General features: G+C 71.0%; 11 protein-coding genes. 8 read left to right on the top strand and 3 right to left on the bottom strand.

The window, feature by feature from the left end:
* Positions 1-28: 28 nt before the first annotated feature.
* Both ACZ4MH_RS32350 and ACZ4MH_RS32345 read right to left on the bottom strand, forming a co-directional pair.
* Positions 29-1,213, bottom strand: coding sequence for a PQQ-dependent sugar dehydrogenase (locus tag ACZ4MH_RS32350; protein ID WP_351590030.1), 1,185 nt, complete (start codon positions 1,211-1,213; stop codon positions 29-31).
* Between the two features lie 217 nt (positions 1,214-1,430).
* Entirely contained in the window at positions 1,431-2,423 is a 993-nt protein-coding gene (locus tag ACZ4MH_RS32345; RefSeq protein WP_351590033.1) for an aldo/keto reductase, read from the bottom strand.
* 88 nt (positions 2,424-2,511) lie between these two features.
* On the opposite strand from ACZ4MH_RS32345, the gene ACZ4MH_RS32340 reads away from it, so the two are divergent.
* The 8 genes from ACZ4MH_RS32340 to ACZ4MH_RS32305 all read left to right on the top strand — a co-directional run bounded on the left by ACZ4MH_RS32340 (position 2,512) and on the right by ACZ4MH_RS32305 (position 14,363).
* Positions 2,512-3,471, top strand: a complete 960-nt coding sequence (locus ACZ4MH_RS32340) for a 2-hydroxyacid dehydrogenase (protein ID WP_351590036.1) — start codon at positions 2,512-2,514, stop codon at positions 3,469-3,471.
* Between the two features lie 319 nt (positions 3,472-3,790).
* On the top strand, positions 3,791-6,778 hold the full coding sequence (locus tag ACZ4MH_RS32335; protein WP_467754826.1) for a putative bifunctional diguanylate cyclase/phosphodiesterase: 2,988 nt from the start codon (positions 3,791-3,793) through the stop codon (positions 6,776-6,778).
* A 207-nt stretch (positions 6,779-6,985) separates the two neighbouring features.
* Complete coding sequence (locus ACZ4MH_RS32330) at positions 6,986-8,842, top strand: acetolactate synthase large subunit (protein ID WP_351590038.1); 1,857 nt, start codon at positions 6,986-6,988, stop codon at positions 8,840-8,842.
* Between the two features lie 32 nt (positions 8,843-8,874).
* Positions 8,875-9,399: an acetolactate synthase small subunit gene (ilvN, locus tag ACZ4MH_RS32325; protein ID WP_351590040.1), complete on the top strand. Its 525-nt coding sequence runs from the start codon at positions 8,875-8,877 to the stop codon at positions 9,397-9,399.
* A gap of 147 nt (positions 9,400-9,546) precedes the next feature.
* The gene (ilvC, locus tag ACZ4MH_RS32320; protein ID WP_351590042.1) at positions 9,547-10,545 is read left to right on the top strand and encodes a ketol-acid reductoisomerase; all 999 of its coding nucleotides are present in this window, start codon (positions 9,547-9,549) and stop codon (positions 10,543-10,545) included.
* Between the two features lie 247 nt (positions 10,546-10,792).
* Complete coding sequence (gene serA / locus ACZ4MH_RS32315; protein ID WP_351590044.1) at positions 10,793-12,397, top strand: phosphoglycerate dehydrogenase; 1,605 nt, start codon at positions 10,793-10,795, stop codon at positions 12,395-12,397.
* A 361-nt stretch (positions 12,398-12,758) separates the two neighbouring features.
* Positions 12,759-13,142, top strand: coding sequence for a VOC family protein (locus ACZ4MH_RS32310; protein ID WP_351590046.1), 384 nt, complete (start codon positions 12,759-12,761; stop codon positions 13,140-13,142).
* A gap of 219 nt (positions 13,143-13,361) precedes the next feature.
* A complete protein-coding gene (locus ACZ4MH_RS32305; protein ID WP_351590049.1) occupies positions 13,362-14,363 on the top strand; it encodes a PRC and DUF2382 domain-containing protein in 1,002 nt (333 codons plus the stop codon).
* Between the two features lie 129 nt (positions 14,364-14,492).
* On the opposite strand, the gene ACZ4MH_RS32300 is transcribed toward ACZ4MH_RS32305, so the two are convergent.
* Entirely contained in the window at positions 14,493-16,166 is a 1,674-nt protein-coding gene (locus ACZ4MH_RS32300) for a purine-cytosine permease family protein (protein ID WP_351590052.1), read from the bottom strand.
* Between the last annotated feature and the right edge of the window lie 50 nt (positions 16,167-16,216).

Genomic DNA, 16,216 nt, shown 5'->3' with positions numbered 1-16,216 from the left:
TGTAGGCACGCGCGGGGCAAAAAGGGCATCATGTGATCTTCAGCCGGAGAATGCGGTCGTCGCCCTTCTCCGGCGTGCCCCGCTTGTCCGTCTCGCTGGTGACCAGCCACAGCCCGCCGTCCCCGGTCGGGACGACCGTCCGCAGCCGCCCGTACTTCCTCTCCAGGAACGCCTGCGGCTTCGCCACGGGCTCCGTGCCCCGCAGCGGGATCCGCCACAGCCGCTCGCCGCGCAGCCCGGCCATCCAGACCGACCCCTTGGCGTACGCGATCCCGCTGGGCGAGGCGTCCGCGGTACGCCACTGCTCGACGGGCTGTACGTACGAGGAGCCCCCGCCGCTCTTCCCCTCGGCGTCGGGCCAGCCGTAATTGCCGCCCGGCCGGATCAGGTTCAGCTCGTCCCAGGTGTTCTGGCCGAATTCCGACGCCCACAGCCGCTTGTCGGCGTCCCAGGCCAGTCCCTGGACGTTGCGGTGGCCGTACGAATAGACGACGGAGTCGGCCGAGGGATTGCCGTGCGCCGGCTCGCCGTCCGGCGTCATCCGCAGGATCTTGCCGCCCAACGAGTCCTTGTCCTGCGCCTCTTCGCCGTCGCCGGTCTCGCCCGTGCCGGCGTACAGCATCTTGTCCGGGCCGAAGGCGATGCGCCCGCCGTTGTGGATACGGCCCTTGGGAATGCCCCTGAACACCGTGTCGGGGGCGCCCAGTTGGTCGCCGGCCGGGCGCTTGTCGTCGTAGAGCATGCGGGCGATGCGGTTGTCGGACGCGGTGGTGAAGTACGCGTACACCAGGTGGTCGGCGCCGAACGTCGAGGAGACCGCGAGGCCCAGCAGCCCGCCCTCGCCGTCCGGGGCCACGCCGGGCACCGAGCCCAGCTCGGTCTTCTTCCCGCTCTTGCCGTCCACCGCGACGATCTTCCCCGTGTCCCGGGACGCCACGAGGAGGTCGCCGCCGGGCAGCGGGGCCACGCCCCAGGGGGACTTGAGGCCGGTGGTGAGGGTGGAGACCACCTTCACCGAGCCCTTCGCGGGGGCCGCCGGGGGAGTGCGGTGCGGCGCGGGCGACGCGCTGCCGCCGCGCGAGGGTCCGGCGGACGTCCCCGCCGTACCACCGTCACCGCCCGAGGGACCGCCCGAAGAACCCCCCGAGGAGCAGCCCGCCGCCAGGAGCAGGGCGGCGGCGGTCAACGCGGCGGTCGCGGTACGGCGTGGCACGGCGGGCGTCCTCTCATCGGCGGCGGCCACCAGCACACCACATGCAGCCCCCCGCCACCCGACGGTTCCCGCACCCGCTTCCGGGGTAACCCCCGGTCGGGGGGAGCGGAGCGTTCGAATCGCCCCGTATGCGCGCGGGCCCCGTACGTGCACCGGGCCCCGTACGTGCACCGGGCCCCGTACGTGCACCGGGCCAGTCCCACGCCCCCGCGCCGGATCAGTCCCAAGACCCCCGTGCCGGTGGCAGGGACGCGATCTCCGCGAGGTCGTGGTGGGTCAGTCGGAGCGCGGCGGCCTTGGCGTTCTGGGTGGCCCAGCGCTCCTTCTTCGTGCCCGGTATCGGGACCACGTGCCGGCCCTGCGCCAGTACCCACGCCAGCGCGACCTGCCCCGGTGTCGCGCCGTGCCGCGCGCCCACCCGGCGCAGCCCCGCCACGACCGGCTGGTTGGCGGCCATCATCTCCGCCGTGAAGCGCGGGTGCCGGGCCCGCAGGTCCTCCGGCTCGAAGCCCTGGCCCGGCGTCAGCGTGCCGGTGAGATAGCCGTTGCCCAGCGGCATCGCCGCGAGGAAGCCCACGCCGCGCGTCTCGCACCACGGCAGCAGCGCCTCCAGCGCGTCCGGCGACCACACCGACAGCTCCGCCTCCACGCTGCTGACCGGGAACACCTGCTGGACGCGCTCCAGTTGGTGCAGCGTGAGGTCGTGCGTACGGGCGCCGCGGCGCCGGGGAGCCCGCGCGCCCACGGCGCACAGCCCCAGTGCGCGCACCTTCCCGGCGGCCACCAGCTCCGCCATCGCCCCCCAGGTCTCCTCGACGGGTACCTCGGGGTCGGAGCGGTGCAGCTGGTAGAGGTCGATGTGGTCGGTCTGCAGCCGGCGCAGCGAGGCGTCGCAGGCCCGCTTCACGTATCCGGGGCGGCCGTTGGCGACGATGTGCTGGTCGCCGACCAGCAGCCCGCCCTTGGTCGAGAGGAACGCCTGGTCCCGGCGCCCCTTGAGCGCCCGGCCCAGTACCAGTTCGTTGGTGAAAGGGCCGTACATGTCGGCGGTGTCCAGCAGGGTGCAGCCCCGGTCGAGCGCGGCGTGCACGGTCCGTACCGAGCCCTCCCCGTTCTGCTGCGACGCGGTGTACCCCCAGTTCATCGGCATGCAGCCGAGCCCGATAGCGCCCACTTCGAGCGCCGCCGCACCGATTGTCCTGCGCTCCACCTGGTCGTGCCTCCGTCCCCTCGCCCCGGTCAAGGGCGCTGACCAAACTAACGTCTGATGACGGGCACTCTTCGCATAGCCTCGGGCCATGGCTTCCGCAGACACCACTCGCGCCACCGACGTCTGGCTCCCCATCCCCGCCACCGAGATCGACGGGCTCCCCGCGGACCTCTCCTACGTCCACTGGGACGCCGGCCCCGAATACCCCGCAGACCCCGCCCGCTGCGCCTTCTACGCCGTCCCCTACATGAAGCCCGTCGACCAGCTCCTGCGGCCGCTCCCGGAAATGGCGAACGTCCGCGTCGTGCAGACCCTCACGGCCGGCATCGAGCACATGCTGCCCGCCGTGCCCGGGCTGCCGGCCGGTGCCAAGCTGTGCAACGCGCGCGGCCTGCACGATGCGAGTACCGCCGAGCTCACCCTCACGCTCATTCTCGCCGCGCTCCGCGACATCCCCGCATTCGTGCGGTCCCAGGACGCGGGGGAGTGGCGACAGGGCTTCCGTGATTCGCTGGCCGACAAGTCCGTCCTCATTGTGGGTTACGGTTCGATCGGAAGTGCTATCGAGGACCGGCTCACGCCTTTTGAGTGTGCGCGGGTGGCGCGCATTGCGCGCACCGCTCGTGACACCGTGCGCGGTCCCGTGCTTCCACTCGCGGAGCTGCCCGCACTGTTGCCCGACGCCGATGTCGTGATCATGGCAACGCCGCTCACCGAAGACACCCGTGGCCTGGTCGGAGCCGATTTCCTGGCCCGCATGAAGGACGGCGCGCTGCTTGTCAACATCGCGCGCGGGGGCGTCGTCGACACCAAGGCGCTGCTCGCCGAACTGGAGTCGGGACGGCTCCGGGCAGCACTCGATGTAACCGATCCGGAACCGCTGCCTGCCACTCACCCCCTGTGGCACGCTCCCGGCGTGCTCATCACTCCGCACGTCGGTGGCCCCAGTACTGCCTTCCTGCCCCGTGCGAAGCGGCTTCTCCGTGATCAACTGCGGCTCTTCGCGGCCGGCGAGCCTCTCCGGAACGTCATCACCACCGCCGACTGACGGGTTGCGCGTAGCTCTACGGAGTCGTACGACTGCGTCCTGTGCGACCAACTCGCCTGCCAGTCACGCTCCGTAGAGCGACTATGTCCCTGTGTGACGGAACTGGTGTATCGTCCCGAACGGGGACCCGCGCCGGGACGTGGCGGCGCGCAGCGAACGACCGGAACCGAGGGGGGCGACGGGCGATGTACGGCCGATGCACCACCGAGACGAGGACCGCTGAGCACACGCGCGTTCCGCGCGTTCCCACCACCATACGGACGCAGCGCGGGCCGTGCCCGCCACGACCACGCCGGTGGGCCGCGCGGGGGAGAGCCCGGTGACCGCCTCCGGCGCGGTGCTCGCCCGGCCGGCCCGGCCGCGGCCCGCGAGCAGCCTGCCCCAGATCGTGCTCGCCGTCGTCTGCGGCGGTTATGCCACGGGAGCCATGTTCGGCTGGGGCTCGGAGAAACTCGCCCTGATCATGGGTGACTTCGGACTCAGCGCGGCCGCCCTGGCCGCCACGGTCTCCTGTGTGCTGTACGCCCGCAGGCACCACAGCCGCTTTCGACCCGCCTGGCTCCTGTTCGCGGTCTCCTCCGCGATGGCGGGCATCGGCAACGGCATCTGGGGATGGTACGAGGTCGTGCTCGGCGTGACCGACCCCGACTCCCCGCTCGCCGACTTCTTCTTCCTGCTCTTCGCGCCGTCGGCCATCGTGGGGCTGCTGGTGCTGGCCAAGCGGCCGGTCACCCGGGCCGGCTGGGTCTGCCTGGCGCTGGACGCCTGGCTGATCGGCGGCTCGCTGCTCACGCTCACCTGGAGCCTGGCACTCGCCCGCACCGCCCACATCCAGGGCCAGACGGTCGCACAGAGCGCCCTGTCGCTCGCCTACCCGCTGCTGGACATCGTCCTGGTGAGCCTGGTCCTCGCGCTGCACTTCAAGCGCTCCTCGGCGCACCGCTCCGCGGTCAACACCGCCATCGCCGCGCTCGCGCTGACCGTGCTCTGCGACGCGCTGTTCACCTCGCCGCTGCTGCACGCGCGCTACCGCTCCGGCCACATCCTCGACGCGGGCTGGTTCGCCGCGTCCCTGCTGATGGCGTACGCCCCCTGGGTCAGCGCGCGCTGGAGCGGGGACTCCGCCGGGGACGCCTTCACGCGCGCCACCCGGCGCGCGACCGTGCCCCCCGGCAGCCGCCCGATCGCCGGGTCGCTGGCCGCGCTGACCCCGTACCTCGCCGCAGCCGTCTGCACCCTGGGCATCCTGCTCAACGTCCTGGACGGCCGCCGCATCGACCACGTCGTGCTCTTCACCGGCTGCACGGTCGTGCTCGCCCTGGTCGTACGCCAGGGGATCATGCTGCTGGACAACATCACCCTCACCCAGGAACTGGCCCAGAAAGAGAACCACTTCCGCTCCCTGGTGCAGGGCTCCAGCGACGTCATCATGATCGCCGCGCCGACCGGCGTGCTGCGCTACGTCAGCCCCGCCGCCTCCGGCGTCTACGGTCGCGACGCCGAGGACCTGGTCGGCTCCGAGCTGGCGTCCCTGATCCACCCCGAGGATCTCGGGCGCGTGGTGCACGAAGTACGGCGGTTCCTGGCCGCCGACCCCGAGGCGGAGCCCACCACCCGCATCGAGTGCCGCTTCCGGGCCGGCGACGGCCGCCCCGGCGGCGAGCAGTGGCTGAACGTCGAATCCACGGTCAACCGCCACGAAGGCGGCCTGATCTTCAACTCCCGCGACGTCACAGAACGGGTGCGCCTGCAAGCCCAGCTCCAGCACAACGCCTCGCACGACGCGCTCACCGACCTGCCCAACCGCGCCCTGTTCACCGAACGGGTCAGCCAGGCCGTCAGCGGCCGCCGCTCCTCCGACCACGACACGGCCGTGCTCTACATCGACCTGGACGGATTCAAGCAGGTCAACGACACCATCGGACACCAGGCCGGGGACGAACTGCTGGTTCAGGCCGCACGCAGGCTGGCCGAATCCGTACGGGCCGGCGACATCGCCGCGCGCCTGGGCGGCGACGAATTCGCCGCGCTCATCATGGGCGACGGCAGCCGCGACCGTACGAGCCGGGAGTTCCGCGTCCACGAGATCGCCGACCGGCTGCGGATCAGGCTGTCCGAGCCGTACCGCATCGACGGCCAGGACGTCCGGGTCGCGGCCAGCATCGGCGTGGCCTTCGCCGAGCCCGGCGTCACCCCGGCCGGCCTGATGCGCAACGCCGACCTGGCGATGTACCGCGCCAAGCAGGCCGGCAAGGGCCGCGTGGAGCTGTACGCACCCCAGATGCAGGCCGACGTGGTCCGCCGCTCCGAGATCGCGACAAGGCTGCGCGCGGCGCTGCACGACGGCGAATTCGCGCTGCTCCACCAGCCCGTCGTGGAGCTCGCCAGTGGCCGGATCACGGCGGTCGCCGCCCAGGCCCGCTGGCGCTCCGCACAGGGCATCCTCTTCACCCCCGCCGAATTCCTGCGGGTCGGCGAACGCGGCCAGGCGGCCCTCGAGGACGGCGAGCGCACCGCCGAGCTGAGCCGCTGGCAGCTGGAGGAGGCGGTCGAACAGGCCGCGCGGCGGCACCACGCGGGCCACGCGGTCTGCGTCGCCGTCCGGCTCTCCGCCCGGCGGCTGCTGGACCGCAAGCTCCCGCCCCGCAGCATCGAGACGTTACTCGCGCGGCACGGCCTGCCGTCCGGGTCGCTGCTGCTCGAACTGTCCGACAGCGACCCGAGGATCCCGCTGGACGAGCTGGAGCGCCGCCTGGCGGCCCTGCGCCGACTCGGCGTACGGATCGCGCTGGACGGCTTCGGCAGCGGATACGCCGCCATCAGCGCACTGCGCCGGCTGCCCATCGACGTACTGCGGCTGGACCGTGGCCTGGTCGACGGCGTCGTGGAGTCCGCGCGCCTGCACAAGATCACCGCAGGGCTGCTGCGGATCGCCGGGGACCTCGGGCTGCAGTCCGTGGCCGACGGCGTGGACCGGCCCGAGCAGGTCAGCGCGCTGCGCGCGATGGGCTGCACGCACGGCCAGGGCATGGCCTTCTCCGGACCGCTGGACGAGCACCGGCTGCGCCGCGCGCTCGGCATCGGCGCGTACCCCCTCCCCGGCCTGCTGCCCGAGGGGCGCGAGATGGTGCTGAGCAGCACCGTGCCGGCCGCCCGGCGGGCCTTCGGTCCCCGGGAGCCGGGCGGCGCCGGACGGCTGGGAGAGCTGCCGCGACGGCTCGGCGCGGGGGAGGTACCGGCCGGCCCCGACGCGATCAGCCATCCCCCGTTGCGCTCAAATAGTGAGACCCCCGTCCCACCCACTTGACACTCCAGGTGCGCCGGGGGGAAGGTCAGAGCCATGCGCACCCGAATTCTCGTACTTGGACAGCGCGTCGGCTGAAGCCGGGCCATGAAGTAGCCCGGCGCACCGCACCGACGCGCTCCCCTCGCTTGCCTGACGGCACGAGGGGTTTTTTGTTGCACCAGCACCGCCAAATCACATCAAAACCCTCACCTCCGAGAAGAGACGCAGATGACCGAGCAGGCCACCGGGGCCCACCATCCGCAGCCGCGGGCCCGTTCCGGCGGATCTCAGCAGTCCGCCTCCGCCGTCGAGCACGTCACGGGCGCGCAGTCCCTCATTCGTTCCCTGGAGGAGGTCGGGGCCGACACCGTATTCGGCCTTCCCGGCGGTGCGATCCTCCCGGCGTACGACCCGATGATGGACTCCTCGAAGGTCCGCCACATCCTCGTCCGCCACGAGCAGGGCGCGGGACACGCCGCCACCGGCTACGCGCAGGCCACCGGCAAGGTCGGCGTCTGCATGGCCACCTCGGGCCCCGGCGCCACGAACCTGGTCACCCCGATCGCCGACGCCCACATGGACTCCGTCCCGATGGTCGCGATCACCGGCCAGGTCGCCTCCGCGGCGATCGGCACGGACGCCTTCCAGGAGGCGGACATCTGCGGCATCACCATGCCGATCACCAAGCACAACTTCCTGGTGACCGACCCGGCCGACATCCCCAAGACCATCGCCGAGGCGTTCCACATCGCCTCGACGGGCCGTCCGGGCCCGGTGCTGGTGGACATCGCCAAGGACGCCATGCAGGCGAAGACGACCTTCTCCTGGCCGCCGCAGACCGACCTGCCCGGCTACCGCCCGGTGACCAAGCCGCACGCCAAGCAGATCCGCGAGGCCGCCAAGATGATCACCGAGGCCAAGCGCCCGGTGCTCTACGTCGGCGGCGGCGTGATGAAGGCCGGTGCGACGGCCGAACTGAAGGTGCTCGCCGAGCTGACCGGCGCCCCCGTCACCACCACCCTGATGGCGCTGGGCTCCTTCCCCGACACCCACCCGCAGCACGTGGGCATGCCCGGCATGCACGGCTCGGTCGCCGCGGTCACCTCGCTGCAGAAGGCCGACCTGATCGTCGCCCTGGGCGCCCGCTTCGACGACCGCGTCACCGGCAAGCTGGACAGCTTCGCCCCGTACGCCAAGATCGTGCACGCGGACATCGACCCGGCCGAGATCGGCAAGAACCGGACGGCCGACGTGCCGATCGTCGGCGACGCCCGCGAGGTCATCGCCGACCTCATCGTGGCCGTCCAGGCCGAGCACGAGGCCGGCCGCACCGGCGACTACGCCGCCTGGTGGAAGGACCTGAACCGCTGGCGCGAGAACTACCCGCTCGGATACGACCTGCCCGAGGACGGCACCCTCTCCCCGCAGCAGGTCATCCAGCGCATCGGGCAGCTCGCCCCTGAAGACACCATCTACGCGGCGGGCGTGGGCCAGCACCAGATGTGGGCCGCCCACTTCATCGACTACGAGCGGCCCGCGACCTGGCTGAACTCCGGCGGCGCCGGAACGATGGGCTACGCGGTCCCGGCCGCGATGGGCGCCAAGGCCGGCCGGCCCGACCGCCCCGTGTGGGCGATCGACGGCGACGGCTGCTTCCAGATGACCAACCAGGAACTGGTCACCTGCGCGCTCAACAACATCCCGATCAAGGTCGCGATCATCAACAACGGCGCGCTGGGCATGGTCCGCCAGTGGCAGACGCTGTTCTACAACCAGCGGTACAGCAACACCGTGCTGCACTCCGGCCCGGAGGCGGCCGACACGCCGAACCTCGGCACCCGCTGCCCGGACTTCGTGAAGCTGGCCGAGGCCATGGGCTGCGTGGCGATGCGCTGCGAGGACCCCGCCGAGCTCGACGCCGTGATCGCCAAGGCCAACGCCATCAACGACCGCCCCGTCGTCGTCGACTTCATCGTGCACGAGGACGCCCAGGTCTGGCCCATGGTCGCCGCCGGCACCTCCAACGACGAGGTCATGGCCGCCCGCGGGGTGCGCCCCGACTTCGGCGACAACGAAGACGACTGACCGGCCAGGACAGAAGAGAAGAGACCGAGCACATGACCAAGCACACGCTCTCCGTCCTGGTGGAGAACACGCCGGGTATCCTGGCCAGGATCGCCGCGCTGTTCTCCCGCCGCGGCTTCAACATCGACTCACTCGCCGTCGGTGTCACGGAGCACCCCGACATCTCACGCATCACCATTGTCGTGAATGTCGAGTCGCTCCCGCTGGAGCAGGTCACCAAGCAGCTGAACAAGCTGGTCAACGTCCTGAAGATCGTCGAACTGGAACCGTCCTCGGCCATCCAGCGCGAACTCGTCCTCGTGAAGGTCCGCGCGGACAACGAGACGCGCTCCCAGATCGTCGAGATCGTCCAGCTGTTCCGCGCCAAGACCGTGGACGTCTCGCCGGAGGCCGTCACCATCGAAGCCACCGGCGGCGCCGACAAGCTGGAAGCCATGCTCAAGATGCTGGAACCGTTCGGCATCAAGGAGCTCGTGCAGTCCGGCACGATCGCCATAGGGCGCGGCGCCCGGTCCATCACGGACCGCTCGCTGCGGGCCCTGGACCGTTCCGCCTGACCCGCGTACGCCGGCCGCGGGACCCCACCGCGGCCGGAACCCACCCCCTCGCCCGCGGCCGCTGCCCGCATGGCGAGACCCTGAGCTTTCACCCCCCAGCCCCGGCATAGTCTGTGGGCACCAGCTAGTACCAAGGAGATACCCGAAGTGGCCGAGCTGTTCTACGACGACGACGCCGACCTGTCCATCATCCAGGGCCGTAAGGTCGCGGTTCTCGGCTACGGCAGCCAGGGCCACGCCCACGCGCTGTCGCTGCGCGACTCGGGCGTCGACGTGCGCGTCGGCCTGCACGAGGGCTCCAAGTCCAAGGCGAAGGCCGAGGAGCAGGGCCTGCGCGTGGTCACCCCCGCCGAGGCGGCGGCCGAGGCCGACGTCATCATGATCCTGGTGCCGGACCCGATCCAGGCGAAGGTCTACGAGGAGTCCGTCAAGGACAACCTCAAGGACGGCGACGCCCTGTTCTTCGGCCACGGCCTGAACATCCGCTACGGCTTCATCAAGCCCCCGTCCAACGTCGACGTGTGCATGGTCGCCCCCAAGGGCCCGGGCCACCTGGTGCGCCGTCAGTACGAGGAAGGCCGCGGCGTGCCGTGCATCGCGGCGGTCGAGCAGGACGCCTCGGGCAACGCCTTCGCGCTGGCCCTGTCCTACGCCAAGGGCATCGGCGGCACCCGTGCGGGCGTCATCAAGACGACCTTCACCGAGGAGACCGAGACCGACCTGTTCGGCGAGCAGGCCGTGCTCTGCGGCGGCACCGCCGCCCTGGTCAAGGCCGGTTTCGAGACCCTGGTCGAGGCCGGCTACCAGCCGGAGATCGCGTACTTCGAGTGCCTCCACGAGCTCAAGCTGATCGTGGACCTCATGTACGAGGGCGGCCTGGAGAAGATGCGCTGGTCGATCTCCGAGACCGCCGAGTGGGGCGACTACGTCACCGGCCCGCGGATCGTGAACGAGGGCACCAAGGCCGAGATGAAGAAGGTCCTCGCCGAGATCCAGGACGGCACCTTCGCCAACAACTGGATGGCGGAGTACGAGGCCGGTCTGCCGAAGTACAACGAGTACAAGAAGGCCGACGCCGACCACCTCCTGGAGACCACCGGCAAGAAGCTGCGTGGCCTGATGAGCTGGGTGGACGAGGAGGCGTAAGCCTCGGGCCGAAGGGGCCGTGCCGCATCGGCACGGCCCCTTCGGCCGCTGCCTTGTCCACTGCGTAGAACCACGCACGGGTGATCCTTCCGCTCCGGCGAAGAACGCGCCCCGAAACGCCACTACACTGCTGACCACAAGCGCGTCAGGCTCACAACGTCGTGCGTCTTCCACGCGGCTGCCCCCTTCACCGCCTTCGGCCGTCGGGACGGTCGTCCGCGAAGGATTAGTGAGGACTGAAGACCACGTGAGCACTGCCCCTGCCAGCAAACCGGTCGTACTGATCGCCGAAGAGCTGTCGCCCGCCACCGTTGACGCGCTCGGCCCCGACTTCGAGATCCGCAGCTGCAACGGCGCCGACCGCGCCGAGCTGATCCCCGCCATCGCCGACGTCGACGCGATCCTCGTGCGCAGCGCGACCAAGGTCGACGCCGAGGCCATCGCCGCCGCCAAGAAGCTCAAGGTCGTCGCCCGCGCGGGCGTGGGCCTGGACAACGTCGACGTCTCCGCCGCCACCAAGGCCGGCGTGATGGTCGTGAACGCGCCGACGTCCAACATCGTCACCGCCGCCGAGCTGGCCTGCGGCCTGCTGGTCGCCACCGCGCGCAACATCCCGCAGGCGAACACCGCCCTGAAGAACGGCGAGTGGAAGCGCAGCAAGTACACCGGCGTCGAGCTGGCGGAGAAGACCCTCGGCGTGGTCGGCCTCGGCCGCATCGGCGTCCTGGTCGCCCAGCGGATGTCCGCCTTCGGCATGAAGGTCGTCGCGTACGACCCGTACGTCCAGCCGGCCCGGGCCGCCCAGATGGGCGTCAAGCTGCTCTCCCTGGACGAGCTGCTCCAGGTCTCGGACTTCATCACCGTGCACCTCCCCAAGACCCCGGAGACCGTCGGCCTGATCGGCGACGACGCGCTGCACAAGGTCAAGCCGTCCGTCCGGATCGTCAACGCCGCCCGCGGCGGGATCGTCGACGAGGCAGCGCTCGCCTCCGCCCTCAAGGAGGGCCGGGTCGCCGGCGCCGGCCTGGACGTCTACGCCTCCGAGCCCTGCACCGACTCCCCGCTCTTCGAGTTCGACCAGGTCGTGTGCACCCCGCACCTGGGCGCCTCGACCGGTGAGGCGCAGGAGAAGGCCGGCATCGCGGTGGCCCGCTCGGTGCGCCTGGCGCTCGCCGGCGAGCTGGTCCCGGACGCGGTCAACGTCCAGGGCGGCGTGATCGCCGAGGACGTGAAGCCCGGTCTGCCGCTGGCCGAGAAGCTCGGCCGGATCTTCACCGCGCTCTCGGGCGAGGTCGCGGTCCGCCTCGACGTCGAGGTGTACGGCGAGATCACCCAGCACGACGTGAAGGTGCTGGAGCTCTCCGCGCTCAAGGGCGTCTTCGAGGACGTCGTCGACGAGACCGTCTCGTACGTCAACGCCCCGCTGTTCGCGCAGGAGCGCGGCGTCGAGGTACGGCTGACCACGAGCAGCGAGTCGCCCGAGCACCGGAACGTGGTGACCGTGCGCGGCACCCTCTCCGGCGGCGAGGAGATCTCGGTCTCCGGCACGCTGGCCGGCCACAAGCACCAGCAGAAGATCGTGGCCGTCAACGACCACAGCATCGACCTGGCGCTCGCCGACCACATGGCGTTCCTGCGCTACAGCGACCGCCCCGGCGTCGTGGGCACGGTCGGCCGCATCCTGGGCGAGGCGGGCATCAACATCGCCGGCATGCAGGTCTCCCGCGCCGACGTGGGCGGCGAGGCGCTGGTCGCGCTGACCGTCGACGACACGATCGCGGCCCCGGTGCTCACGGAGATCGCCGAGGAGATCGGCGCCACCTCCGCGCGCACGGTGAACCTCACCGACTGAGCGGGCTGATCCGCACGACGCGTGGAAGGGCCCGGACGACAGTGTCGTCCGGGCCCTTCGCTGTGTCGTGCGGAGGTTATCCACAGGGGCCCCGCGTGACGCCGGGGCGCGCTACCTTCGCGGTATGCGTGGTGGAGGCGGGGGAGGGGGTCTTGCCACGGGGGTGGGGGGCGGGGGACGGCCTTTCCCGCTGGTTGGGGAGAGGGAGGGGCCCTGCCAGGAAACAGGAAACGGGAGGGGGCCCCTGCCAGGAAACGGGCCCGGGCGGACCCCCCCTCCGGCCCCCGGCGTAAGACCTACGGCCGATAGGCCACGCACCTCCCGCCTCCTAGGATCGAACCATCGAACGGGAGGCATTTTCATGGCAGTTGAGCTGAACCACACGATCGTGCACGCCAGCGACCGGAAGCGGTCGGCGGAGTTCCTCGCGGACATCCTCGGACTACAGGTGCAGCCCGAGTTCGGGCCCTTCCTCCCCGTGGTGATGGACAACGGGGTCACCCTCGACTTCGCGCAGGACAACGACGAGATCACGCCGCAGCACTACGCGTTCCTGGTCGGCGAGGACGAGTTCACCCGCGGCTTCGAGCGGATCAAGGAGCTGGGACTGACGTACTGGGCCGACCCGCACCGCTCCCGCCCCGGCGAGATCAACACCAACGACGGCGGCCGCGGCGTGTACTTCGCCGACCCGGACGGCCACTACATGGAGCTGATCACCCGCCCCTACGGCAGCGGGAGCTGAACCCCGGCACGGGCCGTCACTCGAATGGAGTAGTACCGGGGGGTGGGGCGCCGCACCGGACGGTGCCGCGCTCCGCCCTCACGAGCGGCTTCGGGACCGGTGCGGACCGGTAGCCGGAGCCCGGCCGGTGTGCTCCCGACTCGCTGCGCGGCCCCATGGGGTGCGCAATGGGAGTGGTGCGTGCCTCTCCTGCAGGCGCGCGCGAAAGGAGAGACAGCCATGAATGCACCTCTGGGTGACACCCCTCATGACCTGGCCGGGCTGAACGTGATCGACGCCGACGGCGCGAAGGTCGGCACTGTCCAGCAGGTCTACCGGGACGACGCCACCAACGAGCCGGAGTGGATCACGGTGCGCACCGGGCTGTTCGGTACGAAGGAGACCTTCGTCCCGCTGGCCGGCTGCACGCGGGTGGACGACGCGATACGTGTTCCGCACACCAAGGACCAGATCAAGGACGCTCCGCGGATGGACGCCGACGGTCATCTCGAACCGTCGGAGGAGGAGCGCCTGTACCGGCACTACGGTCTGACCCGATCGGGCCGGGGCGGCATGGGCCGCGACACGGGCACGGGGCAGGCCGGAGGTATGGGTACCGCTGCCGCCGCCGGCGGCATGGGCACCGCGGGTGCGGCCGGGATGACCGGGCAGCACACCCGCCCCGAGGCCGACCGGCCGATGGCCGGCGCGGGCGCCGGGCAGATGGCCATGTCGCGTGGCGGTCCGACGGATGCGGACAGGCGTTCCCGTAAGGAGCAGAATCCCGAGATGACGCTCTCGGAGGAGCGCGCCGAGTTCGGCGTCGAGGAGCACGAGAGCGGCCACGCGCATCTGCGGAAGCACGTGGTGACCGAGAACGTGAGCCGGACCGTGCCGGTCAGCCACGAAGAGGTCCGTCTCACCCGCGAGCCGATCTCCGACGAGGAGGCCCGGCGCAGCCGCGGCACCCCCGTGAACCTGGAGGACGGCGAGTACGACATCACGCTGCACCGCGAGGAGCCGGTGATCCGCAAGGAGACGCGGCCCTACGAGCGGGTCCGGCTGGAGACCGACCGGGTCACCGAGCAGCAGGAGGTGTCGACCGAGGTCCGCCGGGAGCAGCTGGAATTCGACGACGGCCTGCACCCGGACACCGGCAAGGGCCGGACCGGTCCCACGGGCCGGGCCGGACGCAAGGAGACCAAGGAGACCGGCGAGGAGGACACGGGGCACATCTGGTGACCCACGGGGGCGGTACTCCGCTCGCCGCACGACCACGCGACGCCTGCCCGGTTCAGCACGGGCAGGCGTCGCCTTTCTGCGGACGCGTCCGGGTAGGTGTCCGTGTACGCCTCTGGGTACGCGGTGGGGTCAGGCGCCCGCGAGCGCCGCGGGCAGGACGTGCGCGCCGGTGCGGTCGGTGCTCAGGCACAGGGAGCAGACCACGGCGTCGTGGGCCGGGCAGGCGGCCACGTCGGGGCGCTCGAACTCCTGCCGGCAGACGTGGCAGGTGTACGTGCGCGCGCTCGGGTTGCCGTCCGCGTCCAGCGGGGGTTCGGCGATCCCGTCCTCGGTCCGCCGCAGGTAGTACCGGCCCTTGGTGACCACGGCCATCAGCGGGGTGAGGACGAAGGCGAGGACGGCGGCGGCGACCGGGGAGTACGGCTGGAGGGTGTCGCCGAGCGCGTGGAAGTACATCGCGATCGACAGGCCGGAGGCGGCGGTGAAGGCGACCACGCCGACGGGGTTGACCGCGTACAGCATGCCCCGGCGGAACTCGGGGGCGTGCGGGGAGAGCTTCAGCAGATACTTGTTGATCATGATGTCGGTGGCGACCGTGACGATCCAGGCGATGGCGCAGTTCGAGTAGAAGCCCAGTACGGCGTTGAGGAAGCTGAACATGTCGGCCTCCATCAGGACCAGCGCGATGCCGAGGTTGGCGAGCACGAAGACCATCCGGCCGGGGTAGCGCCTGGTGACCCGGGTGAAGGAGTTCGTCCAGGCCAGCGAGCCGGAGTAGGCGTTGGTCACGTTGATCTTGATCTGGCTGATCACGACGAGCACCACGGCGAGGGGGAGCACGAGCCAGGGCGGCAGCATCGCGTCGAAGGCGCCCTTGAACTGCTGGATCGGCTCGGCGGCGGCCGCCGGGGCGACCTCGGCGAGCGCGTAGACCGCGAGGAAGATGCCGGCGGCCTGCTTCAGCGCGCCGAGCACCACCCAGCCGGGGCCCGCCATGATCACGGCGGTCCACCAACTGCGCCGGTTCTCCCGGGTCTTCGGCGGCATGAAGCGCAGATAGTCGATCTGCTCGCCGATCTGCGCGATCAGCGACAGGCACACGCCCGCGCCGAGCAGCACCGAGGCGGTGTTCAGACCGCCGTCGCCGCCGGTGCCCGGGTACGCCAGGAAGTGCCGCACGGTACCGGGGTCGGTGGCGACCAGGTAGGCCAGCGGGCCGACCATCAGCAGCAGCCAGACGGGCGTCGTCCACACCTGGAGCTTGCTGAGCGCCTTCATGCCGTACACGACCAGTGGGATCACCAGGAAGGTGGAGACCAGGTACCCCAGCCACAGCGGCAGGCCGAGGCCGAGCTTCAGCCCCTGCGCCATGATCGAGCCCTCGGTGGCGAAGAAGATGAAGGTGAAGCTGGCGAAGATGACGCTGGTCAGCACCGAGCCGTAGTACCCGAAGCCGGAGCCGCGGGTGATCAGGTCCAGGTCGATGTTGTAGCGCGCTCCGTAGTACGCGAGTGGGAAGCCGGTCACGAAGATGACGGCGGCCGCGACCAGGATCGCGGCCAGCGCGTTCCCGGTGCCGTGCGCGAGGCCGATGCCCGCGCCGATGGAGAAGTCGGCCAGGTAGGCGATGCCGCCCAGCGCGGTGGTCGCCACGACCATCGGCGTCCACCGGCGGTAACTGCGCGGCGCGAAGCGGAGGGTGTAGTCCTCCAGCGTCTCCTTCGCCGCGTCGTCGGTGGCCGCCCGGCCGGCGCGCGGCGGGGCGGGCGCGGTGTCCGCCCGGGGGTGCAGCCCTGTGTCCATGGCGGGACCTTAGGAACGGCGTGTTACCTGCGCCGGCTCGCGCGATGACG

This window comes from Streptomyces sp. NPDC026301 (genome assembly GCF_055567935.1).
This window is presented reverse-complemented; position numbering and strand designations above follow the sequence as displayed.

Excerpts from the sequence above, each read along its gene's own strand:
- ACZ4MH_RS32340 (WP_351590036.1), top strand. The coding sequence starts at position 2,512 with ATGGCTTCCGCAGACACCACTCGCGCCACCGACGTCTGGCTCCCCATC.
- ACZ4MH_RS32330 (WP_351590038.1), top strand. The coding sequence starts at position 6,986 with ATGACCGAGCAGGCCACCGGGGCCCACCATCCGCAGCCGCGGGCCCGT.
- ilvN (WP_351590040.1), top strand. The coding sequence starts at position 8,875 with ATGACCAAGCACACGCTCTCCGTCCTGGTGGAGAACACGCCGGGTATC.
- ACZ4MH_RS32310 (WP_351590046.1), top strand. The coding sequence starts at position 12,759 with ATGGCAGTTGAGCTGAACCACACGATCGTGCACGCCAGCGACCGGAAG.
- ACZ4MH_RS32305 (WP_351590049.1), top strand. The coding sequence starts at position 13,362 with ATGAATGCACCTCTGGGTGACACCCCTCATGACCTGGCCGGGCTGAAC.
- ACZ4MH_RS32300 (WP_351590052.1), bottom strand. The coding sequence starts at position 16,166 with ATGGACACAGGGCTGCACCCCCGGGCGGACACCGCGCCCGCCCCGCCG.